Below are 23,171 nucleotides of genomic sequence, written 5' to 3'. Positions count from 1 at the left end.
TTTATTGATTGTCTAATAAAAAACAGCACTTATAGCAACAATACTTACACCAATAGTAACCAAAATTATTGGAAATACAAAGATTGATCTGAATTTAAAAGTACTTAAAATAGGAATTATAAACGCTGCCAACAACGTAGTTAGTGGCAATAATACATGTATAATCTTTAAGGTAAATGCAATATATATTAAATATAGTGCCGGTACAGCAATTAGTACACCCGGTAAAGTGAATGCTAAAGTGATAACATAACCGCTAATTGAATATTCATTTTTCAATCTCATTAATATATTCATACCAAGTAACCCCGCTAAGAGAGGCCATATAAAAATATAACTTGATTCTTTGTAAAAGATACTCGTAACAATCGTCAACAAAAGCCAACAGAAGTATGCACCCATTGTGAGATCATATGGTTGGATTTTTTTTGCAGCCAATTGGTAAAGAACGATCATGATTGAAATCAGGACAAAAATAGAACTTATAAAAATCGGATTACTTTCGTTTAAATTTGTCTCTAAACTCCAAACATTTTCCGGAAAATATTGAACGATCAAATTCCAAATACCTTTCCCTATATAAAATGCTATAAACATCACGGCTACATAAAGGAAAAACCCTAAACTAACTCCTCCAAGGGTTAGCTGTTTCGATTTGAGTCCATGGATAAATGATAAAAAGTAGGTAATAATAACCACTATCATAAATGGAAGTACCCAATTTTCTGGATATGTGATGACTTCATTTCCAATTAAATTAAAAAATATTTTATTTCCATCCTTTTTCAGTACTAAATTCATGTTACCAACATGCTGAACTAAGTGAAGCATATTATCACCAGTATGCTGAAGGCTATCTAAATCCATATTTTCTACTGTATCCAGAGATGTATGATAACTAGATAATCCCTTTACCAAGCCAAAATTCAACCCGTACATTCCTGCTTGATTAAAAATTGTAAAATCCGTATCATTAGGCATATAAGTATAAAGCTCTGAAATAAAGGAATGTGTAACAGGATGGGGTACTGCTTTAATAAATTCGGATATCAAGCGTTCATTCCCTTCATTGATCTGAAACATAATAGAAGGACCTGTATTCCCCCGAGTATCAAAATTAAATATCAATGCAACATCCTTCGCCCATGGATGCCTATTGACAAAAGCTCTTGCTCCTAATAACCCATGTTCTTCTCCATCCGTTAAAAGGATAATGACATCGTTTTTTAATTGTGCAGACCTCGATAAAATATCTACTGTTTCCAGTATAGCAGCGACTCCAGAACCATTATCGGAAGCTCCCGGGCTGTTTTCTACAGAATCATAATGCGCCGAAATCATAATCGCCATTGAAGAATCTTTTCCAGGTATTCGAGCAACAATATTCTCTAATTTCCCTACATAACCATTTTCCCATAAGGGAGTCTTCACCTCTGTTACTTGAATTTCAGGAGAAACCCCTAAATCAGTTAAAGTGTTAAATAGATAATCTCTTACCCGATCATGTTCTTCCGAACCAAGTGGATGAGGCTTGACGGCTATTTCTTTTAAATATTCCCTAGCTCTTTCAGCAGAGAATTGATCTTCCCCCGCCTGTTTTGAAGTAAGGAATTGGGGTGGTTGAAATGGCAAAAAGCTTATCCAAATAAATAGTAAAATGATTAGGATGAGTAAAATAAAAGCAAAAGTCTTTGTAAATATCGTTTTTCTTTTTGCATGTAGATTAACATTTGGCTCGATTTTTAATTCCCCCAACACATCTTTTATAGCGATGGATTACTATCCTTTACTTGCTTGAGAAAATAGTCTATGGTCTTCGCGATACCTTCTTCAAATTCGTATTCATTCTGAAAGCCCAAACTATCTCGTAATTTTCTATCATTAATGGCGTATCTAAAATCATGCCCAGGTCGGTCTTTTACAAACCTTATCAATTGCTCATATTTTGTAACCCCTTTTTGATTCTTGGGAACTGGTTGATACGAATCAAGGATTTCACAAATAATATGAGCGATCTCGGTATTACTTTTCTCATTATGGCCGCCGATTAGATAGGTCTCACCTGATTGCCCTTCAAAAAATACCTTTTCAATCGCACGGCAGTGATCAAGGACATATAACCAATCACGAACATTCTGGCCATCCCCATAAATAGGGATTTCCTCAAGAGAGATCGCCTTACGAATAATAGTTGGAATTAATTTTTCTGCATGCTGCTTTGGTCCGTAATTATTCGAGCAATTGGTTGTAACAACATTCATACCATAAGTATGAAAATAACTGCGTACCATCATATCACTAGCCGCTTTGCTAGCTGAGTAAGGACTGTTTGGAGCATATGGACTATTTTCCGTAAAGTACCCTTCCGTCCCAAGGCTTCCGTAAACCTCATCAGTGGAAATGTGATGAAACCGGGCATTCTCAAAATCAGATTTGTAAATCCCCTCCCCATCCATCCAAAATTCGCGTGCTGCTTCAAGCAAGATAGATGTACCAAGTACATTCGTTTCTACAAAAAAGGTTGGGTTCTTAATCGAATTATCCACGTGGGATTCTGCTGCAAAATGAATAACCCCTTTAATTTGATACTCTTCAAACAGCCTTTCCACGAGGGTGCGATTACAAATATCGCCTTCCACAAAGATATGGCGGGGATGGTCGATCACTTCCCTAAGATTATCAAGACTCCCAGCGTAAGTTAATTGATCAAGATTTATAATCTGAATATCTTTTCGCTGCTCCAATAAATATGAAACAAAGTTAGACCCGATGAAGCCGGCTCCGCCGGTTATGAGCAAATTCATTGATCTTCTCTCCTATTATTATGTTTGCTATTCTTTCAACATCTTCATCATTTAATCCACTAAAAAGGGGCAAACATAAGATTCTTCTTGCCATGTCTTCTGATATTGGACAAGATATTGTATTCTTTAAATATGTCATTGTATTTAAAGATGGGTAGAAATATCTTCTGGATTCAATGTCGTTATTCTCTAATTGGCTCTTAGCATGAAGAAGTTCCTCTTCCGTTTCAAAAATAACCGGATAGTAAGCATAATTATATTGCACATCCCCCGAAATAAATGGCCTTTCAACCCTGTTTTCTAATAATGTATCGTATGTTTCTGAAGTTTTCTTTCTGTTTGTGATAATGTCATCGATATATTTCAAATTACATAAACCCATCGCAGCATGAAATTCTGAGTTTTTCGCATTAATCCCGGCAGTAACATAATCATCACCACGAAAACCGAAACTTCTTAATAACGCAATTTGGTTATCAACTCTTTCCCCCATATTATTGATAATGGCTCCGCCTTCTACTGTGTGAAAGGGCTTGGTTGCATGAAAACTGAGTGTGGAAATATCACCAAACTGCAACAAGGATTCTCCTTTATAACGAACACCAAAAGCATGTGCGGCGTCATAAATTACTTTTAGATGATGCTTTTTGGCAATTTCCTCAATTCTTTCAACATCACAAGGGATCCCATATACATGAGTGGCAAGGATTGCTTCTGTGTTACTTGTAATCGCCTCTTCGATCTTATTTGGATCGATACATAATGTATTGGGATCGATATCTACAAATACCGGCTCACAATTTTCCCACAGGATAGATGTTGTAGTAGCCACAAATGAAAAAGGAGTAGTGATAATTTCATTTTTCAATTTAAGTGATTGAATGGCCAGTTGAAGAGCAATCGTGCCATTTCCTACATAATAACAAGAAGGAACATTCAAATATTCTTCAAGTTCCTCCTCTAATTGTCTCACATAGACACCATTATTGGTTAGCCATTTGGAATCCCATAGCCTTGATATCAAGTGATCATATTCATCCTTGGGAGGCAGAAACGGCTGTGTAACTGGAATCATCATGAAACCTCCCATGCACTAAGTCATATAAGTAATGGCCATAATCATTTTTATACTGAATCGCTCTAGCCAAAACCTCATCTGAAGAAATCCACTGGTTTCGATAGCTAATCTCCTCGAGACAGGCAATTTTATAGCCTTGGCGTTTCTCAATTGTCTCGACAAACTGACTTGCTGCTAAGAAACTTTCAACTGTACCCGTATCAAGCCAGGCAAATCCTCTTCCGAGAAGCCCCACCTTGAGCTTTTTTTGTTTTAAATATTCTTTATTAATATCGGTAATTTCAAGTTCTCCCCGAACAGATGGCTGGACATTCTTGGCAATCTCCACTACATGGTTATCGTAGAAATAGAGACCGGTTACTGCATAGTTGGATCTTGGGTGGGATGGTTTTTCCTCAATCGATATGGCATTAAATTCTTGGTCAAATTCTACTACACCAAAACGCTGCGGATCTTTCACTTGGTAACCGAACACAACCGCGCAGTCTTTGATACTGGCGGCTCTTTTCAGGACAGGAGTAAATCCTTGCCCATAGAAGATATTATCTCCCAAAATAAGGCATACGTTATCATTACCGATAAACTCTTCACCAATAATAAAAGCATCCGCCAGACCACGCGGATGCTTTTGTACTGCGTATTGAAGTGAAATCCCCCAATTCGAACCATCCCCTAATAAATTCTTAAAGAGGGGTGCATCTTTTGGGGTGGAAATAATCAAAATATCCCGAATTCCTGCAAGCATGAGAACGGATAACGGATAATAAATCATAGGCTTGTCATAAATGGGTAACAGTTGTTTGGACACAGCAAGCGTAATCGGATAAAGTCTTGTGCCACTGCCACCGGCTAAAATAATCCCCTTCATTAAATCACCTTCTTAAAAAATACTTTTATTAAACTTCCTCTAAATCCCTAATAAGAATATAAGAATTATTGTCGTTTTCACTTTCAATTTGGAATTTCTTCCTTTCCATCAAGTAAGCCAGCCAGCGAGTATTATTTTTATCTACCTCGACCCTAAAATAGTCCATGCCCAATTCCTTAGCAAACTCTAGCGAAAAGTTAGCAAGATGAAATGCAGTTCTCCCTCCACGATATGACGGCAAGATTCCAATTTTACCCCCAAAAGCCGTTTTTGTAATAAAATCATTGGCATAAATGGACAAAAGACTTACATCACAATTATTTTCTTTATCGACTAAAATAAAGTTATACGCATAATCTAGTAATTTTATAACGTGTACCTTCAAAGCTTCTTGTTGTTCCATAGGAAACAGAAATTCTGAATTAAGTTTATTAAAAAAAGCTACGAGTCTGCCTTTTTCATTTTCTCCTTTATCAAGTAAAATAAAATCTAATCCATTTTTCTGAAATATATCTTTATATTTTTGAAAACTATTATTTATTAATTTCATTTTTTATATTCCTCCCGATTTTAATCTTTGTTTTCGATTCTGGAAAAACCGCAGTAGTAACTGAAACACCATTTCGAGCTCTTTTAACCTAAACATCCAACAAAAGGCGATATACAATAATACGCCACAACCTATTTGAACAATTAGTTTTATGGCTATATTAGCCTGTATTAAAGTTCCTAAGATGTATACTATTCCCCCCATAAATATAGAAATTAGAAAATGGGGAAGTATATCAATAATTTGTTTTGATATCGAATAAGATATTTCTTTTGCTGAGAAAAAGGAATTTATAAAAAGGGCAATAAATGAATTGATGATTGCCACCCATATCAAACCGATTATCCCTAAATGTAGGAATATGGCAAGTGCAATCAATATAGTTGTTACTATTTTTTTTATTATTTCAAGTAGTAAAAATAAATCTGATCTCCCTTTAACCTGTAAAATATTTAAGTTGATTACATGAAACGGATAAAGCATATATGCTAAACATAATAGCTGGAAATATGGAACCAATTGTATCCACTTTTCACCTAAGATTAAACTAACTAACGGGACAGCAATTGCAGCCAATCCTGCCATTACTGGAAAATTGATAAAAGCAGAGACCTTCATTATCTTTTTATAGCCGAATTTCAATTTTTCTTGGTCATTTTGTAAAGTACTAAGAACCGGATATGTTACTCGTTGAATCGAAGAAGTTATTGATTGTGATGCCACATCGCTTAATTTCACAGCATTTGAATAATAACCTAGTTGAGTAGAAGAATAGAACTTTCCAATTATCACATAATAAATATTCGTATATATCGTGTCAATGATCCCAGAAATCATCATTTTTGATCCAAATCCAAAAAGGCGCTTGAAAGAACTAAAATTAAAAACTATGGATGGTTTCCATTTATTATGAATCCAAAGCAGAAAGGAAGTAACACTTTGCATTAACAATGTTTTAATAACTAAACTCCACACACCTAATCCAAACCCTGCACAAATAATAGCTGTAATTCCAGAACTTATTCCAGAAATAATATTAATTTTCATTTGTGTCTTAAAATCAACCTTTTTGATAAGGATTGCTCTTTGGATAATCGTAACAGAATTAATAATAACTACTATTGCAAGTATTCTAATAATAGATGAGAGGTTTGGTTCTTTAAAAAAGAAACTAATGAATCCTGCGGAAAAAAATAGAATTCCGTACATTATAAACCCCATTAGGAGATTAAAATAAAAAGCAGTGGAATAATCCTCTTGAGTTGGCTCCTGTTCTCGAACCAAAGCTTGAGTGAATCCACTGTCAATTAATGAATTGGATATGGAAATAAATATCGTAATCATTCCAATAATTCCAAAATGCTCAGGGAGTAACTGTCTAGCAAGAATCATTAAAACTATAAATTGTACTCCCTGATTTGCCATAATATCTGTAAAACTCCAAAACACCCCTTTTATTGTCTTTCCTTTTAAGGTTTCTGGATTAACCATTTGTATCCCTCAAATCATCTTCTATAAAAATTCCTCTAATTTTCCGCTTTAAATTTGTCATATTGGAATGAATCTTCGGGAAATAATAACTGAGATACAGGTGTGTAAGACCCTTGAACCCTAAGTTATTAAGATACTCCTTATATTTTTGATTCTTCAATTTATCTATTTGACGAGTATGTAATAATAAAGGCACCTCCCAGTACACTTTAGCTTTATTTAATTCATTAGCGTATTGATAGTTGGTATAGTCATTAAAGTTATCTATAATCTCAATATGCTTTTTTAATCGGATAATTAATTTCTTTTTATCCATATTTTCAATATTTGCTCTTGCTGTTTCCGAACCATTTACACCAAGCCTATAAACAGACATGACCTCATCTATAAAAAAAGCATATCCTTTACTGGAAGCGATTAATCTCAAGGGGGTATCTCCAACTATAGAATGATTAATCCAATCAGGTGGAGAACTGAGGCACTCCTTTAAAAAGACGATTGAAGCAGTTGGAATAAAGTCCAGTAGTGCCATCTCTCCCGCTGAATACCTGTAATTTTTCCCATAATAATATTTCCGCTGATGTACTGACCAAGGAACATGTAATTTTCCAATTGGAGCATTATTTTTATCTCTTACCTCCGCGTTATGGAAGCATATCGTACATTCAGGATTGCTCTCCATATAATCAATCTGTTTCTGCAACTTATAAGGATCAATCCAAAAATCATCACCTTCACAAAGAGCAATATATTTTCCCCTGGCATTCTCAAATAATCTTTGTGAATTTTTCATCGCCCCTACATTATTTTCAGATGTTATCAATCTGATCAGATCCGGGTATTTTTCTACATATGCAGATACAATTTTTTTAGTGTTATCAGTACTACAATCTTCTCCAATAAGAATTTCATATTTGAAGTTAGTTTTCTGCATTAAAAAGCTTTCGATTGCATCTGCAATGTATTTCTCATGATTATATGTGATACAGTTAATACTCACTTTTATATCCATTGTATTTTCACCTCCACTAACAGCTTTCCAAAATTAATAAATAAATCTCTGAGTTAATATTTCTGACTTACTACAGATCCCGTCATCAAAAAAGATAGTTTTATCAGCTAAAAGGTTTTCAGATACATATAAAAACCTTTCGGCTGCCTTTTTTGCGTTCCAGTCATTTACAATGGTATTATATGCATTTACCCCCAATACTTTGCGAAATTCACTTGACTCTAATACCCTTCTAACACATTCTAATAGGCTATTGATATTTCCGTTCTCATAAATTAAACCATTTATATTATTTTTGATTAAAAATGGAGCTGAACCAATTGAATGACTGGCAATAACGGCACAACCACTATTCATTGCCTCATTCAGTACAGCCCCCCACCCCTCATTAAAATCACTAGTAAATACAAAGATATTTGCAGATTCCATATATATTCTTACCTCATCTGGGCTCATACTGCCTAGTAGATTAATACAATCCTCTAATCCTTTACTTTTTATCATTTTCTTCATATCACTTTCCATTTCTCCAGATCCTATAATATCCAAAGTAAATTTCCAGCCTTGTTGCTTTAGTTTATCTGCTACTTCGATTGCATATTCTGGGTGCTTCCACTTAATTAATCGTCCTACCCATAATAACTTTGGAAGCATATTTTCCTTGCTTAATAGTAAATCTTCAATATTATATTCTTTCGCCTCGGGGAAATACCCCCATCTATAACTTTTATTTCTATAAGCACCAACTAAGTTGAAATCTGCTGCCGTATAAGCGCTAGCACATAACATATAAACATTCTTATCGGAAAATTTTGTATGGTTTTTTATTAGGGATAATGTATTTCTTAAATTAACAATTCGCCATTGTCCTTTTTTAAATATTCTTTCACTATAACGAAAAACTATTTTATTCTCTTTTAATCTATTTTTAATAAAAATGTCCGGTGCTGAACCAATAATGACAATATCACTTTCATCTCCCAATTTTAATCCATTAAGAAATTCCTCGTGGCTTTTATAAGTATTTAAAGTGAATGGATATTGATTACTCATATCTTTGTAACCCATTTTCAATCGTTCCTCATGAATATATTCAGTTGCTACAAATTTAAAATTATTCCCCAGCAACCTATACATTTCAAAACATAAAGGTAATTGATGATGGTTTAAAAAGTTGGAAAAAAAAGTTACTTTCACTTCAAATACCCCACTTTTAATTGATCATTATCATAGCTTTCAGCATTATTAGTGATAATTTGATGATAAATCCTCAATAAGTCCCTATTGTTTGTCTCCTTGTTAAAGATAATAGAAGCCTTTATTTTTGCTTTCTTCGAAAATTCTAGCGCAAGTTGATTATTACTAAATATTTCATTAACATAATGAGCCATCATATAAGGCGCATTAGAAGGATAAATGAATCCATCTTTTTTATGAGTTAATAAGTCGGCTATCCCTCCAACATCAGCTGCTACAGATGGAACTCCAAGAATCATCGCCTCACCTAAAGAATTCGGGCTGTTCTCTATCATAGAGGAGCATACATACACATGAGATTTTAAATACTGTTCACACATTTGATCGGCATTTAAAATACCAGTAAATATGATATGATTTTGTAAATGATATTTTTTTATCAATTCCTTAATGTATTTTCCATAAGAGGAAATCTTAAATCTGTCCTTCAATGTATTCGTCTTAGTAATGTCAGGACCTCCAATATATAGCCTTGTATCAGGAAACCGATTTAGAATGAGCGGCAAAGCCTCAAGCAGAAAATGTAATCCTTTAATTGGATAGGATCCTTGACTAAAAAAAATGGAGTATTTCTCACATTTATTGAGATTCCATTGATGTTGATAGAAAACACTTCGCAATGTTTCATTACAGTGGTGGTATTCAGCACTTTGGTTAATGTATGATGTACACGCACGATCCCATGTGGTACGCCCAATAATATGTGAAGCCTTCAGAAGTGCCTCTATTTCGTGTTTTCCACGTTTTTCAAATTTCCTTTGTTGCTGTTTAATACTATCTTGTTTTATAAAATCCCTAAATGTAAATTTGTACTGCACTTTTCTCGGTAGTCCCACTGTATATTGTTTTGCAATCTCTGATACAAGACCTTGAATAGAAATGACAAACTTTTTGCTTTTTTGTCTACATACATTTACCATCGAAGCAGTATGTGCAAATTCTGTTCCAAAAATATGCACAATATCTGGCTGTGATTGATCAATAATTCTTAACAGATTTGTATTATCTTTTATCGATTGATGATTACGATAATGAATAAAAGGAAATGAGTAATAACATACTTTCTCACCTTTTAATGTACCTACCTTTTTAGTTCCAGTTTTAGGAAAGGCGATTTCGAGTTTAATGTTTTCTTCTCTTGCTAATGCATCCGCAGCATTTATTAACCAACCGCCGGAAGAGGCTGGTTCTTCATTCATAAGTAAACTTGCCTCCGGTAAAGGAATATTAGTAACCCAAAGTATTTTCATTTCCTATTCCCTTTCTCTAAATTTCTTTTTACAAATGCTTGCGGTAAAAATGGAACTGCTGGTGCTACAACAAATAAAATAAATCCCACTTGGTAAATATAGGTAATCGGATTGATAAATCCAAAGAGGACAAATAAAGCTTGCGCCGTCAACAAAAACCGGTAATAGGGATGTTTAGAAAAAAATTTTAATTGTTTTTTGAAATTAAAAAAGATCGCTGCAAATAATGGGAGCGATCCAAATAATCCGTAATAAGCCATAAGGTCCAGCCAACCAGAATGGCCACCTACTTTTGCATGAAAGGCATTACCAAACGGCCCATAAATCCCAAAAAATGGATTTTGTAAAAATGTTTGTAATGATGCTAAATAAAGCTCCTTTCTTCCGGAAGTCTGAGATCCTAATGTATTACCTAAAAACCCTTGTGCTAAATCTAAAAATTTTGATTGTATCACATAGGATGAGTCAAATAACTTAGCAATATCTATTAAAAAGTAACCAATTATTTCTTTAGGAAATGCAATAAAAAATAATACAGCTAAGATCATGCTTAAGATAAACCATTTTTTATCTCTAACACAAATCACCAAAAATGCTCCTAAAAAACCAATTATTAAAGATGTAGCATATGAGGCAGAAATTAGCATAATCGTAATCATAAAACAAACAGTTATGGCGAAGAATTTATATTTTTTGGATACTCGATTATTAATTAAAACAAAATATAGTATCACAATATTTAAGAAAACAGCACTATAGATAAAACCAAAGCCGCCAATTCCCAATGATGAATAGGTACCTTGCGATGGATCACTTCCTGTTGCTAATTCCCGAGCAGCAAGCGGGTATTTCTTCAAGCCGATATAGGTTTGAATGGAAGAAATCAAATAAAAAAACATGGTAAAAAACACAATTTTCCCTAAAACCGCTGGATTATTGTTGTAATACATATAGTAATAATTTATAAATATTCCAAAGGTAAATAACATAAAAGTTATTATTGTATATTTAATATCTAAGCCACCATAAAAGAAATTTCCCGTTACCATATATGGCAGGAATGTTAAACCCCACACGATAATCATCACAATATCTAAAGGCAGACCTTTAAAGGCCCACCTATAATCAGACGAAATAAACCAAGCTGCAGTCAGCGCTAAAAAAGGTAAAACTCCTAATTTAAAATTAAAATACTGCCATGAAATCCAAATACACATAAGTATGATTATCCACTCATTAATAGTTGTGAGCGGGTTTACATTAGTTATTTTGCTGGTTTTAAAATCGTATTTGATTAATTCTATTTGTTTTTTATTTGATTGCATTTTTTCCCCTCACTAACTAATGTGAACCATTTGGATGGTTAAGATTAAATGATTTAATCATAAATTGTCTTACTGAATCATCATAATATATTCATTATCTTTTCTACCTGCCTTATATTATTTTTTTCGGATAAAACAAATTTTCTAGATGCCTCTCCGAATTTTTTTAATTGAATTGGGTTTGTTTCACATACATTAATTATTGTATTTGCTATGCCCTGTACTGTATTATCTTTAATAAAGTACATATAATCTTTATACTCCTCAGGCATCCCTGGTAATGAATAAGCAATTGTTGGTACACCTGAAACCAAATATTCCATTATCTTAGAGGGAAAGGAATATTTGGTGAATTCCCCTTCACTATTTCGAGGATTTATTAGAACCGTTGCATTCTTTTGGAGAAGTATTGCTTCTTCCCTAGACACACGTCCACGAAAATCAATTCTATTATCTTGTTTCGCCATTTCCACTATGTCTTTTTCTGCTTCCCCTGTTCCACATATTTGTAATCTATAATTCTTATCTTTTATTAATTCAAATGCTTTTAATAGATTTAAAATTCCATATTTTTCATTTAGCGTCCCAGTATATAAAATGGTTTTACGACTTTTCTCCTGTTCTTCCCTTCTTCTATCTAAATATGTTGTCTGATCCTTGAAGTTTACCATTCCTTCAATAACTACATATGGCTTATTTTGTATTTTCAAAAAGTCAGCCATATGCTTTGTTAATAAAACATAAGAATCCACATATTTTTGGAGTTGAGAAATTAGATCACTTTCTATATTTTTTAACAATTTATAACTATAGTTTTTTGAAGAGGAAAGATTCATAAATTGTGGTAAATCCGGAACAATAAGACAAGTTATTATTTCTGAATTGCTTACTTTTGCTGACTTCAATGCACTCAATATAGAATAATCCATTGAATATGCAATAATTACTTTTTTTCTTTCATTTTTCTGTTGTGCCCAAATCATAATTTCTTTCGATAAACTCCACCCACGTGAAAATTTTTTTAGAATTGGAATATTCCAGAACTTTACTTCTTTGTCTTTAGCTCCTGGTAAATGGGACCAGTCTTTTCTTTGTATCAGAATTTTTTTATAGTACTTTGGATATGATCCAATAAATATAGCACTTAATAAATTTACAGGTTGCTCATTTAAATAATCTAAACCTTCTATTATATTCCATTGAAGAACATTGGCAGCAAACTGCACATTGCTCTTACTTTGTTTCATTATTTCTCCTTCTTTAAAAACTCCTCCCAAAAACAATATATCTAAATTGTATTTTTTCATTTCCATCTATTTTTTCTCCAAACCACCTTATTCACAATTTCCGTATAGCTTTGCACAATCTTTACAACCTTTACCGAAACATTTTCATCAAGATAATCATTTGCAACATATGTCTTCTCCTCGTTCTCCCACATTGCCCTTGCCAGCTCTACTGCCTGAACGATATCTCCCTCTGTAATCCCTCCTATTACGACCGTCCCCTTATCAAGAACTTCCGGGCGTTCTGTTGAAGTCCTGATCAGGATTCCAGGAAAACCTAATATTGCAGATTCCTCTGAAAGTGTTCCACTGTCCGATAGAACAGTAAAAGCATTAAGCTGCAATTGGTTATAATCCAAAAAGCCAAATGGCTTCAGCTTTTGAACAAAGGGATGAAACCTAAATCCCCGCTCTTCAATCCTCTTCCAGCTCCGCGGATGAGTTGAATAAATAACAGGAAGCTGATATTTTTCAGCGATATAGTTAATTGCATTCATCAATGATTGAAAATTTCCCTCATGATCGATATTTTCCTCACGGTGTGCGGAGACAAGAATATATTTGCTTTTTTCGAGTTTTAGGTCTTGAAGCACTGTGCTGTCTTTAATTCGGGCCCTATTTTTGTTTAATACCTCTGTCATCGGAGAACCTGTCACAAAGATATGTTCTTTGCGAATTCCTTCAGATAACAAATAGCGGCGGCTATGCTCGGTATAGGCCAGATTGATATCTGACACATGGTCGACGATTTTCCGATTGATTTCTTCCGGTACATTTTGGTCAAAGCAGCGATTTCCTGCTTCCATATGAAAGATTGGTATTTTTAATCGTTTCGCGGAGACAGCACTTAAACAGCTATTGGTGTCGCCCAAAATCAGCAAGGCATCCGGCTGTTCTTGTTTCAAAATCTTGTAAGAACGGGCAATAATATTTCCCATTGTTTCACCAAGATCTTCCCCTACAACACCGAGAAAATGGTCCGGCTGCCGCAGTCCAAGTTCCTCAAAAAAGATTTCATTAAGGGTGTAATCCCAATTTTGCCCTGTATGCACTAAAATATGGTTAAAATATTGGTCACAAGCTTTGATGACTTCTGATAATCTAATAATTTCCGGTCTTGTGCCCACAATCGTCATCACTTTCAATTTATCCACTATCCTTAAACCTCCACAAAATAGGTATCAGGTTTATCCGGATTGAAAATTTCACAGGCCCAAAATAAAGTAATAACATCCTCCGTCCCGGTATTTTCGATAGAATGTGTATAGCCTGGTGGGATGTCAACAACCTCCGGAACTTCCCCATTCACCCTATATTCCAGTACATTTTCACTATTGATGTTTCTAAACCGAATGGTAGCCTCCCCTTGTATAACAAGGAACTTCTCCACTTTGGTATGATGCCAATGATTTCCTCTCGTAACACCCGGTTTTGTTTTCGAAATAAAGATTTGTCCATTTGCTTTCGATTTAATAAACTCCGCGAGCCAGCCGCGGTGATCCGCATTCTTTGTTAATTTATAAGAAAATTGATTTTCTTCCAGATAGGAGAGGAATGTACTGTACAACGCCTTATCCAGTTCATTTTCTAATGATGGCATTACTAAGGTTTCACGGTTTTCCTTGAAAGAGTAAAGCTTTTCTGCCAACGCTTCTAAAGTAATATTATGAGTGACGGGAACAACACAGAAATCTCCATTCACTGTTTCCTTTCCTTCCAATGCCTGTAAAAATTCTGCTACGCAATCATCTATATAGCACAGTGTTAACTCTCTATTAGGATCATGAATTTGAATGTCTTTATTTCTTGCAATGTGATGGCAAAAGGTTGCAACCACACTGTTGTAATTCGGTCTGCACCATTTACCAAACAGATTGGGCAATCTGTAAATCAGCACCTTGGCTCCATATTCTTTACTGTATGAAAACAATACATCCTCTACCGTCTTTTTGCTTTGACCGTAAGGATTATCCAAAGCAGCTTGGGTAGAGGAGGTAAAAAGGATTGGACATGGATTAAGATGTTTTTTTAACAGTTCGACTAGTTTTAGTATAAACCCGACATTTCCTTCCAAATATTCTTTTTCATCTTTAGGCCTGTTCACGCCGGCAAGGTGAAAGATAAAGTCACATTCCCTCGCATACGTTTCTAACTTGGAGGAATCTGTATCCCTCGTAAACTTATAGATGTCTTTATATCCCTTGTTTTCCAATTCAGCAATAAGGTTTTTTCCGACAAAGCCATTTGCTCCCGTAACGAGGATTTTCACAAATCATCAAGCCTTTCTGATACTGGTTTATTATTAGATCGCCTTCGCTTTTACTTGGGTAAATTTTAGTTCATTCTGAACAAAGTCGAGTTCAAGTAGTTTTTCTTTAATCTCTTCAACTGTTAATATTTTTGTACTATGAGAATTATATTCTTGTTCTGCTGATAATTTTTTATCTCCTTCAATAAAATACTTGTCATAGTTCAAATCTCTCTTATCGGCAGGAATTTTGAAAAAATCCCCCATATCTTCGGCAACTAAATATTCTTCCTTTGTCAGCAGTGTTTCATACCGCTTTTCTCCGTGGCGTGTTCCGATGATTTTGATTTCATTATCGGCAGCAAATAATTCCTTCAACGCCTGGGCCAAGTCCCCAATCAGACAGGACGGCGCCTTTTGAACCATAATATCCCCAGCCTTAGCATGTTGAAATGCAAAAATAACCAGTTCTACCGCTTCTTCAAGACTCATAAGAAATCGGGTCATATTCGGATCAGTTATCGTGATGGTTCGTCCGCTTTTAATTTGTTCAATGAACAGTGGAATAACTGAACCTCGGGAAGCCATCACATTCCCGTATCTAGTCCCGCAAATCAATGTTTTTTCGGGAGACACCGTTTTTGATTTGGCGACAAATACCTTTTCCATCATTGCTTTGGATATCCCCATTGCATTAATGGGATAGGCTGCTTTGTCCGTAGATAAACAAATCACCTTTTTTACCCCATATTCGATCGAAGCAGTCAGGACGTTATCCGTTCCCAACACATTTGTTTTTACCGCTTCAAGAGGAAAAAACTCGCAGGAAGGAACCTGCTTTAGGGCTGCAGCGTGAAAAACATAATCTACCCCGTACATGGCATTTTTAACGCTGGAGAGATCTCGAACATCCCCTATGTAGAATTTGAGTTTCTCATGATGATATTTTTTTCGCATATCATCCTGTTTTTTTTCATCGCGTGAAAAAATCCGGATCTCCTTGACATCAGTATTTAAAAATCTTTCCATTACCGCGTTTCCAAAGGAGCCGGTTCCTCCAGTAATAAGTAACGTTTTATTACTAAACATGTCTTCACTCCTCCCATTAAAATTTATTGCAAGTGTTTCGTAATGATATGAGCCGTTTTTCTAATGTCATAACGTTCTTCCAAGTAGTGCCTCCCACTGATTCCCATCTGCTCTCTTAAACTGTTATCGTTGGCCAGTCTTCTGGCATTCTTTATAAATGCTTTCATATCACCGCTTTCAGACCATAATCCGCTATTTGAATCCATTAATATATCTTTTAAATCTGTCTGTTTATCAGTCGCGGCAAGAACCGGCAGCGAGTATTCCATGTAAGAGGTTAACCTTGAAGGGATGTTTGGTATGGTAAATCTTTTATCCAGAAAAATTAACCCTACATCTGCAATTTCCAGCAGTTGATCATATTCCTCTTTAGGAAGCTTTTTAAACAGTTTTACATTTTTAGGTTTATGCATTTCAATATGATTTCTAATTTTTTCATATTCAGTTCCTGACCCTATAATGAGCAAGAATCCATTTTCAATCTTATGGAAGTTATCGGTAACCTCTAACAAAAAATCAATTCCTTGCGGTTTACCCAAGTTTCCTCCATAGACAAATAAGGTAATACTAAATGGTATGTTATATTTTTTATAAAACTGTTTACTCGGATCTGCTTTCGACAATCTTTCAACCGGTTCAATCGAGTTAGGGAAGATTTCCACTTTATGCTTTTCGATAAAAGAATTATGATTTAATACATAATTCACATTCCCCTCTGACATGCAGCCAATGACATCCGATACTTTATATAGTCTTTTCTCTTTTCGGCGAAAATACATCCAAGCAAGGCTATTTTCTTTTAATATATTTAAATCCACCGCATTTTGTGGAAATATATCTTTCAATATTAAATAGGTTTTACTCTGATGCTTTTTCTTAAAATAGGAAACGACCTTTTCAAACGTTATCGGCGGAGTGGAGTATAGGATTAAATCAAAGTGAACACCCGAAAAAAATTTCCTTATTGCTCTTAGATAACGGTTCTCTATCGTGAGAGTAGAAACCCCTTTTTCAAAAAAGTTTGTCTTGGTGATATTTCCAGTCCTTACCTTTAATAATTTGATATTTTCTTCTATCTTTACCTCAGTAGGTAGTCCTGTACGTTTCTCTCTTGGAGAGACGACATACATATTATTGCCTTTACTTGCTAGTTCCCTTACAAGGTCTGTATATATTCCCCTTTCATGAATATCCTCCATAGTTGCTAAAGTTAGAAACAATATATTCAATCATCATCACCGTCTTCGTGTTTAGGTTTGAATCACAATACCGACATTGTCCTTCAAAAAACCCCCAGTATTTTTTTTCTAATTGGAAGCGGCTTTTCAATATGTGGATGTTGGCCGGATAAAAGTAGTTGAGCATTTTCTTTAAAATAAAAAGTATGTTGGATACCAAACCTCTTTGTAATCGTGTCATACGCTTTTTGAAAAAAGAACCCTCTTAACCTGGTAAAATGTGAATCCGATGCAATGAAATGCGCCAAATGATGTTCGATCATTGTTTCGGAAAACGATTTTATTTTTTTCCCAAAATGACCACTGACACTCCCGGCGGTAAGTTGTGTCAAACCTCCCTCTTGGATTATTTCAAAGAGAAGCAGGGGGTTCTCGATAAAACCTCTATTTCTTTCAGGATGGACAATGATCGGTGTGAGCCCTCTAAGTTTCAATTCATATACCATTTCTAGGGTGTATTTCGGTACCTCCCCGGAAGGAAGCTCCAATAACAAATATTCCTGCCTATTATCCAAGGTCAATATTTCATCGTTTGCAAGGGAAAACAATAATTCTCGATGAATCCTAATTTCTTGGCCAGAATGGATCGTAATGGGAATCTTTTCGGATTGCAAATGTTGATTAAGGCTTAGTACGTAGTTCAGAATATCGCTCTTTACATTTTCATATTGTCCATTCAGGTGATGCGGTGTAGCAAATAAATGAGTAATCCCCTCTTCTACTGCCGCTTTTGCCATCTCTATGCTCTCATGAAAGTGCTGGGGACCATCGTCTATACCAGGTAAAATATGACAATGGATATCAATCATCTTGTTCTTCCCTCTTTTTAATCAATTGATCCAATTATTGATGGGCCGTTTAACTGTAATGGCCATAACTATTCTTCCTTTTCGATTCCACTCCATTTACGACGACACCAAGTATATTCGAATTGGCCTTTTCTAATAATTGTTTTGCTTTCAGTGCCCCGTCTTTTTTCGTTTTCCCACTAGAAACGACCATGACAACGCCATCACATTTATTCGCCATGATTTGGGCATCTGTTACGACCAACAATGGCGGTGTATCGTAAACGATATAATCATACGTGTTTTTTAATTCCATCATGATATTTTCCATCGCTTTCGAATCCAATAACTCTGATGGATTAGGAGGAGTGGGACCACTTGTTAAAACATCCAAATTTGGAATAATTGTATGCGATATGGCCTGTTTTAGGTCAATTTTCTTCGTAAGGACACTTGTCAGCCCATCCAGGTTGCTAATGCTAAAAGAATAGTGGAAGGTCGGCTTTCTTAAATCTGTATCGATCACCAATACCTGTTTTCCAAGCTGTGCCAGGACAATGGCTAAATTGACCGCTGTTGTCGACTTTCCGTCAGATGCTTCCGGTGATGTAATCGCAACCGATTTAATTTCTTTATCCACCGAAGAAAACTGCAAATTATTCCTTATTAGCCGATATTGTTCCGTAACAGATGCCGTTGGATTATAATGAGCAATTAAATGTACTCTTCTTTTATCTTTCTTTTTAAATTTACGAAACAATTGTTTCCCCTCCCACGTTGCGGGCAGTTCGATTTACCCTTTTCCTATTCTCACTCCGAGACATTTTCTTAACCGTTCCCAGCACCGGCAGACCGAGAATCGCATTGACATCCCGGTCATCTTTCAAGGTATTATCCAAGAAGTCTAAAAGGAAGGCGATTCCCATTCCAGCAAGCATCCCTATCACAACGGCAATTCCGATATTTAGGATAGGATTGGGTTTTACCGGGGCAGGATTCTCTTTCGAAACGGCTTTCGCAAGGATGCTAACATTATCTACGCTCATAATACTTTTGACTTCCTGTTGAAACGTTTCGGATATAGCATTAACAATTTTCACCGCTTCCTGAGCATTTTCATCTTCGACGATGATGGAAAATACTTGTGAATTATCCTGGCTATTAATTGTCATTTTTTGATTAAGGCTATCGACACTTTCTTTCAGTTCCAGCTTCTCAATCACTTTTTCCAAAATAACTGGACTTTTAATAATCGCGCTATAAGTGTTGATCAATCCGACATTACTTTGAAGCAGACTATAGTCGAGCTGGTTTTTCTCATTTTTCTGATTAACTAAAATCTGGGTTGAAGCGCGATAGACCGGTGTTAAATAATAATAAGAAAGGATCCCGCTCACGACCGCTGCTGTTATTGTCAGAAGGACGATTAGCTTCCAGCGCTTCCTAAGTATATTGATCATATCTATTAAACTGATTGTTCCCTCCATATAATCCTCCAAAAAAATTCAGCCCTAGAAATTTTATTCTGGTTGTTGATTTTTCCACCTGATAAATTCTATCAGGGTTTTGTATTGTTCCAACTGCTCCTTTTCCACTCCCATTTCCTTCAATTCATTCACAAATTCGACCCATTCCTTTTCGATATATATATGAGTTTCAAAGTCACTTCCGTTTTTTAGTAGTGTTAATAAGTCTACTTTTAAAACTTTTGCAATTTTAATCACTACTTTGAGAGAAGGATTTTTGTTCAAATTGCGTTCAATATTGCTTAAATATGACTTTGATATATTGGCTAATTCCGCCAGCTCTGTTAAGGAATACCCTCTTTGTTTCCGTATTTCCGCAATTTTTTCTCCAATCATGAGCTACCCTCTTTATCCCCTTGCTAATTTGGAAAATACTTGTTTAATACAGTCAATAACCCTCATTTGATCTGAAATTGTCATGTTGGAACCTGAAGGCAAACAAATTCCAGTTTCAAAAAGTTCCCCTGAAAAACTGCTATTCTCATCGTGCGAATAGTATTTATATTCTTTAAACAGAGGCTGTATATGAAGTGGTTTCCATATATGCCGTGCCTCGATATTTTCCGCCTCTAATACGGCTAATAAATCGTTAATCGTAATAGTCGTTTTTTCTTTGTTTATTGTAAACGCGGTTAGCCAGCGATTTGAAAAGGTGTTCTTTAATTCCGGCATAAAAGTAATCGGCAGTTGGGATAACTCCTGTTGGTATAGATCAAATATTCTCCTTCTTGCCGTAATTCTTTCTGTCAATACCGTAATTTGTGCTCTCCCAATCCCCGCTAAAATATTACTCATTCGATAATTAAACCCTACCTCACTATGCTGGTAATAGGGGGCCGCATCTCTTGCTTGTGTGGCTAAAAATCGGGCTTTTGAAAGCGCCTCTGTATGATTGGAAACAAGCATTCCTCCTCCAGACGTAGAGATTATTTTATTGCCATTAAATGAAAAGATGCCAAAATCTCCGAATGTGCCGCTCATCTTTCCTTTATACTGACTGCCCAGGGATTCTGCTGCATCTTCAATTACCGGGACGTTGAATTTTTTACAAATGGAGACGAGTTCATCCATCTTGGCAGACTGTCCATAAAGGTTCACTATAATAACAGCTTTTGGAAGCTTACCTAATGAAACTGCTTCTTTAAATGCATTTTCAAGCGCTCTTGGTGACATATTCCAGGTATCCGGTTCCGAATCAATAAATACCGGTTCTGCACCTTGGTATAGTATAGGATTAGCTGTTGCTACAAAAGTGAGACTCGAACAAAAAACGGCGTCACCCTTTTTCACTCCTAATAAAATAAGAGCCAAATGAATGGCGGCGGTACCTGAACTCACCGCAACAGCCCCATTGACTCCTAGAATACTTGCTATTTCATTTTCAAACGCATCAACGTTCGGCCCTAAAGGAGCAATCCAATTGGATTCGAACGCTTCTTGAATATATTTCATTTCCATTCCACTCATATGGGGAGGGGAAAGGAAAATTCTATTTTTTTTGACCGTTTGCAGCATGTGAATCACCTCCGATATTGATATAACTGTCCTTTCAGTTATCCATGCTTTCCTATTTCTTCTATTTTTGTTCCCGTGAAGGTCTCCATCGTAATATGTTCCCCTTGATTTACACCTTCATGACGAATTACCTTAATAATGGTTAAAAACAATATTTTTATATCTAGTAATAATGTATGATGATTCACATACCATACATCCAGTTCAAATTTCTTTTCCCATGAAATTGCATTTCGGCCATTAACTTGAGCCCACCCGGTAATTCCTGGCTTCACATTATGCCTCTTTGCCTGTTCTTTAGTGTATAATGGAAGATACTCCATTAATAGTGGCCTAGGACCTACTAAGCTTAGTTCTCCCTTTAATACATTTATTAGTTGAGGGAGTTCGTCTAGACTAAATTTTCTCAGAAAGGAACCGAATGGTGTCATCCTTTGTTCTTCCGGAAGCAGTCTTCCAAAAGCATCCCTTTGTTCTGTCATGCTTCGAAATTTATAAAGATAGAAAGCTTTACCATTTAATCCTGGTCGTCTTTGTTTAAACAGTATTGGTGTACCTAATTTTATTCTAACCAAAATGGCTATTACCAAAATAACCGGTGTGAATATTATCAATAATAATAATGAACCAAATATATCCATCAATCTTTTCATATCACAAAATCCCTTCAATTACGAGCAATGTAATAATTTACTTTTTTATCACAAGGAAACCAATACTATCTGCTGCAAACCACTCAGCTGTAATTCAAAATAAGAAACATTAAAAATTTTAACTACTACTCTGGTAATCTGGTATTTCTAAAAGATTATTCAGTTCTTCATCATCCAAATATCCATCCGGATTTTGAGATTGCCATCTCCAGGAATCTTCACACATTTCCTTAATTTCTCTCTCCGCCCTCCAGCCCAGTTCATTTTTTGCCTTTGATGGATCGGCATAACATATTGCAGCATCACCAGGCCGTGGAGAGGTTATTTGATAAGGAATTCGAATACCGGTCACCGATTCAAACGCAGACACTAATTCTAGGACACTATAACCTTGTCCTGTTCCCAAATTATAAGCATCTACCCCTGTAGACTGGATTACTTTTTCCAAAGCCTTTAAATGGCCGGTGGCTAAATCCGAAACATGAATATAATCCCTTACACCAGTACCATCAACCGTTGGATAATGATCACCAAATATCGGAAGAACCTCTAATTTGCCGGCTGCAACTCTAGTAATGAAAGGCATTAAATTGTTGGGAATTCCCTTAGAATCTTCGCCAATTTTTCCACTCTTATGAGCCCCAATTGGGTTAAAATACCTTAATAAGGCTATGCTCCATTCTGGATCAGATTGATATATATCCCTCAACATTAATTCAATCGCCAGTTTTGTCCGGCCATATGGATTCAAAGCATCAAGAGGATAGTCTTCTGTAATCGGAACTTTTTTAGGTATTCCGTAAACCGTTGCGGATGAACTAAAAACCATTTTTTTGACATGGTATTTTTTCATTAGCCTGCAAAGATTTACTGTAGTCAAAATATTATTTTGGTAATACCAAAGAGGATTGCTCACTGATTCAGCAACAGCTTTAATTCCTGCCAGGTGAATGACCGCATCAATTTGATTTTCCAAAAAAATAGTTTCTAGCTTGGTTTCATTTAATAGATCAATATTATATATTTTAAAATTTCGTTTGGTTAGTTCCTGTACTCTTTGTAATGATGCAGGTTTGCTATTCAAAAAATTATCAACAACAACTGGTTTATATCCGGCATTTAGCAATTCCACAATCGTATGGGTGCCGATAAACCCAGCTCCACCAGTAACAAGTATGACCAAAAAAATCACC

General features: G+C 35.5%; 22 protein-coding genes. All 22 read right to left on the bottom strand.

The genetic code is table 11. The features are described from left to right. Window positions 1-12: 12 nt before the first annotated feature. The 22 genes from JK635_RS20110 to galE all read right to left on the bottom strand — a co-directional run bounded on the left by JK635_RS20110 (window position 13) and on the right by galE (window position 23,161). Complete coding sequence (locus JK635_RS20110) at window positions 13-1,755, bottom strand: M28 family peptidase (RefSeq protein ID WP_202655718.1); 1,743 nt, start codon at window positions 1,753-1,755, stop codon at window positions 13-15. An 8-nt stretch (window positions 1,756-1,763) separates the two neighbouring features. Then, on the bottom strand, window positions 1,764-2,804 hold the full coding sequence (rfbB, locus tag JK635_RS20105; RefSeq protein WP_202655717.1) for a dTDP-glucose 4,6-dehydratase: 1,041 nt from the start codon (window positions 2,802-2,804) through the stop codon (window positions 1,764-1,766). Next, the gene (locus tag JK635_RS20100) at window positions 2,761-3,882 is read right to left on the bottom strand and encodes a DegT/DnrJ/EryC1/StrS family aminotransferase (protein ID WP_235888254.1); all 1,122 of its coding nucleotides are present in this window, start codon (window positions 3,880-3,882) and stop codon (window positions 2,761-2,763) included. The genes rfbB and JK635_RS20100 overlap by 44 nt, the downstream gene beginning before the upstream one ends. Further along, a complete protein-coding gene (gene rfbA / locus JK635_RS20095) occupies window positions 3,839-4,750 on the bottom strand; it encodes a glucose-1-phosphate thymidylyltransferase RfbA (RefSeq protein WP_202655716.1) in 912 nt (303 codons plus the stop codon). Before rfbA ends, JK635_RS20100 begins: the two co-directional genes overlap by 44 nt. A 28-nt stretch (window positions 4,751-4,778) precedes the next feature. Further along, window positions 4,779-5,300 carry a GNAT family N-acetyltransferase gene (locus JK635_RS20090; RefSeq protein WP_202655715.1) on the bottom strand — a complete coding sequence of 174 codons (522 nt, stop codon included), beginning with the start codon at window positions 5,298-5,300 and terminating at the stop codon, window positions 4,779-4,781. Between the two features lie 3 nt (window positions 5,301-5,303). Next, window positions 5,304-6,791, bottom strand: a complete 1,488-nt coding sequence (locus JK635_RS20085) for a lipopolysaccharide biosynthesis protein (RefSeq protein ID WP_202655714.1) — start codon at window positions 6,789-6,791, stop codon at window positions 5,304-5,306. Continuing rightward, window positions 6,784-7,803 (bottom strand): glycosyltransferase, encoded by a 1,020-nt coding sequence (locus JK635_RS20080; RefSeq protein ID WP_202655713.1) that lies wholly within the window; start codon window positions 7,801-7,803, stop codon window positions 6,784-6,786. The genes JK635_RS20085 and JK635_RS20080 overlap by 8 nt, the downstream gene beginning before the upstream one ends. Window positions 7,804-7,836: 33 nt before the next feature. Further along, window positions 7,837-9,000 (bottom strand): glycosyltransferase, encoded by a 1,164-nt coding sequence (locus JK635_RS26170; RefSeq protein ID WP_202655712.1) that lies wholly within the window; start codon window positions 8,998-9,000, stop codon window positions 7,837-7,839. Next, window positions 8,997-10,310, bottom strand: coding sequence for a glycosyltransferase family 4 protein (locus JK635_RS20070; protein ID WP_202655711.1), 1,314 nt, complete (start codon window positions 10,308-10,310; stop codon window positions 8,997-8,999). Before JK635_RS20070 ends, JK635_RS26170 begins: the two co-directional genes overlap by 4 nt. Continuing rightward, window positions 10,307-11,635, bottom strand: coding sequence for an O-antigen ligase family protein (locus tag JK635_RS20065; protein ID WP_202655710.1), 1,329 nt, complete (start codon window positions 11,633-11,635; stop codon window positions 10,307-10,309). The genes JK635_RS20070 and JK635_RS20065 overlap by 4 nt, the downstream gene beginning before the upstream one ends. Before the next feature lie 80 nt (window positions 11,636-11,715). Next, complete coding sequence (locus JK635_RS20060) at window positions 11,716-12,948, bottom strand: glycosyltransferase (RefSeq protein WP_202655709.1); 1,233 nt, start codon at window positions 12,946-12,948, stop codon at window positions 11,716-11,718. Further along, entirely contained in the window at window positions 12,939-14,075 is a 1,137-nt protein-coding gene (wecB, locus tag JK635_RS20055) for a non-hydrolyzing UDP-N-acetylglucosamine 2-epimerase (protein ID WP_202655708.1), read from the bottom strand. Before wecB ends, JK635_RS20060 begins: the two co-directional genes overlap by 10 nt. Before the next feature lie 5 nt (window positions 14,076-14,080). Continuing rightward, window positions 14,081-15,190: a capsular polysaccharide biosynthesis protein CapF gene (locus JK635_RS20050; protein ID WP_202655707.1), complete on the bottom strand. Its 1,110-nt coding sequence runs from the start codon at window positions 15,188-15,190 to the stop codon at window positions 14,081-14,083. 33 nt (window positions 15,191-15,223) lie between these two features. Continuing rightward, window positions 15,224-16,258, bottom strand: coding sequence for a polysaccharide biosynthesis protein (locus JK635_RS20045; RefSeq protein ID WP_202655706.1), 1,035 nt, complete (start codon window positions 16,256-16,258; stop codon window positions 15,224-15,226). Window positions 16,259-16,281: 23 nt separating this feature from the next. Then, window positions 16,282-17,487, bottom strand: coding sequence for a glycosyltransferase family 4 protein (locus tag JK635_RS20040; RefSeq protein ID WP_202655705.1), 1,206 nt, complete (start codon window positions 17,485-17,487; stop codon window positions 16,282-16,284). 53 nt (window positions 17,488-17,540) lie between these two features. Further along, the gene (locus JK635_RS20035) at window positions 17,541-18,305 is read right to left on the bottom strand and encodes a tyrosine-protein phosphatase (protein ID WP_202655704.1); all 765 of its coding nucleotides are present in this window, start codon (window positions 18,303-18,305) and stop codon (window positions 17,541-17,543) included. 49 nt (window positions 18,306-18,354) lie between these two features. Further along, window positions 18,355-19,044: a CpsD/CapB family tyrosine-protein kinase gene (locus JK635_RS20030; RefSeq protein WP_202655703.1), complete on the bottom strand. Its 690-nt coding sequence runs from the start codon at window positions 19,042-19,044 to the stop codon at window positions 18,355-18,357. After that, window positions 19,034-19,771: a YveK family protein gene (locus JK635_RS20025; RefSeq protein WP_202655702.1), complete on the bottom strand. Its 738-nt coding sequence runs from the start codon at window positions 19,769-19,771 to the stop codon at window positions 19,034-19,036. Before JK635_RS20025 ends, JK635_RS20030 begins: the two co-directional genes overlap by 11 nt. A gap of 33 nt (window positions 19,772-19,804) precedes the next feature. Continuing rightward, window positions 19,805-20,146 (bottom strand): helix-turn-helix domain-containing protein, encoded by a 342-nt coding sequence (locus JK635_RS20020; RefSeq protein ID WP_202655701.1) that lies wholly within the window; start codon window positions 20,144-20,146, stop codon window positions 19,805-19,807. Window positions 20,147-20,158: 12 nt separating this feature from the next. Beyond that, complete coding sequence (locus tag JK635_RS20015; protein WP_202655700.1) at window positions 20,159-21,325, bottom strand: DegT/DnrJ/EryC1/StrS family aminotransferase; 1,167 nt, start codon at window positions 21,323-21,325, stop codon at window positions 20,159-20,161. Window positions 21,326-21,363: 38 nt separating this feature from the next. Beyond that, window positions 21,364-21,978, bottom strand: coding sequence for a sugar transferase (locus tag JK635_RS20010; RefSeq protein ID WP_202655699.1), 615 nt, complete (start codon window positions 21,976-21,978; stop codon window positions 21,364-21,366). A 118-nt stretch (window positions 21,979-22,096) separates the two neighbouring features. Beyond that, entirely contained in the window at window positions 22,097-23,161 is a 1,065-nt protein-coding gene (gene galE, locus JK635_RS20005; RefSeq protein WP_202655698.1) for a UDP-glucose 4-epimerase GalE, read from the bottom strand. Between the last annotated feature and the right edge of the window lie 10 nt (window positions 23,162-23,171).

Source organism: Neobacillus paridis (genome assembly GCF_016765675.1).
Classification (GTDB): Bacteria; Bacillota; Bacilli; order Bacillales; family Cytobacillaceae; genus Neobacillus; species Neobacillus paridis.
This window is presented reverse-complemented; position numbering and strand designations above follow the sequence as displayed.

What these genes read in the sequence shown, in the direction of transcription:
- rfbB (WP_202655717.1), bottom strand. Translation starts at nt 2,804, where the DNA reads ATGAATTTGCTCATAACCGGCGGAGCCGGCTTCATCGGGTCTAACTTT.
- JK635_RS20100 (WP_235888254.1), bottom strand. Translation starts at nt 3,882, where the DNA reads ATGATGATTCCAGTTACACAGCCGTTTCTGCCTCCCAAGGATGAATAT.
- rfbA (WP_202655716.1), bottom strand. Translation starts at nt 4,750, where the DNA reads ATGAAGGGGATTATTTTAGCCGGTGGCAGTGGCACAAGACTTTATCCG.
- JK635_RS20090 (WP_202655715.1), bottom strand. Translation starts at nt 5,300, where the DNA reads ATGAAATTAATAAATAATAGTTTTCAAAAATATAAAGATATATTTCAG.
- JK635_RS20085 (WP_202655714.1), bottom strand. Translation starts at nt 6,791, where the DNA reads ATGGTTAATCCAGAAACCTTAAAAGGAAAGACAATAAAAGGGGTGTTT.
- JK635_RS20080 (WP_202655713.1), bottom strand. Translation starts at nt 7,803, where the DNA reads ATGGATATAAAAGTGAGTATTAACTGTATCACATATAATCATGAGAAA.
- JK635_RS20070 (WP_202655711.1), bottom strand. Translation starts at nt 10,310, where the DNA reads ATGAAAATACTTTGGGTTACTAATATTCCTTTACCGGAGGCAAGTTTA.
- JK635_RS20065 (WP_202655710.1), bottom strand. Translation starts at nt 11,635, where the DNA reads ATGCAATCAAATAAAAAACAAATAGAATTAATCAAATACGATTTTAAA.
- JK635_RS20060 (WP_202655709.1), bottom strand. Translation starts at nt 12,948, where the DNA reads ATGGAAATGAAAAAATACAATTTAGATATATTGTTTTTGGGAGGAGTT.
- JK635_RS20045 (WP_202655706.1), bottom strand. Translation starts at nt 16,258, where the DNA reads ATGTTTAGTAATAAAACGTTACTTATTACTGGAGGAACCGGCTCCTTT.
- JK635_RS20035 (WP_202655704.1), bottom strand. Translation starts at nt 18,305, where the DNA reads ATGATTGATATCCATTGTCATATTTTACCTGGTATAGACGATGGTCCC.
- JK635_RS20025 (WP_202655702.1), bottom strand. Translation starts at nt 19,771, where the DNA reads ATGGAGGGAACAATCAGTTTAATAGATATGATCAATATACTTAGGAAG.
- JK635_RS20020 (WP_202655701.1), bottom strand. Translation starts at nt 20,146, where the DNA reads ATGATTGGAGAAAAAATTGCGGAAATACGGAAACAAAGAGGGTATTCC.
- JK635_RS20015 (WP_202655700.1), bottom strand. Translation starts at nt 21,325, where the DNA reads ATGCTGCAAACGGTCAAAAAAAATAGAATTTTCCTTTCCCCTCCCCAT.
- JK635_RS20010 (WP_202655699.1), bottom strand. Translation starts at nt 21,978, where the DNA reads ATGAAAAGATTGATGGATATATTTGGTTCATTATTATTATTGATAATA.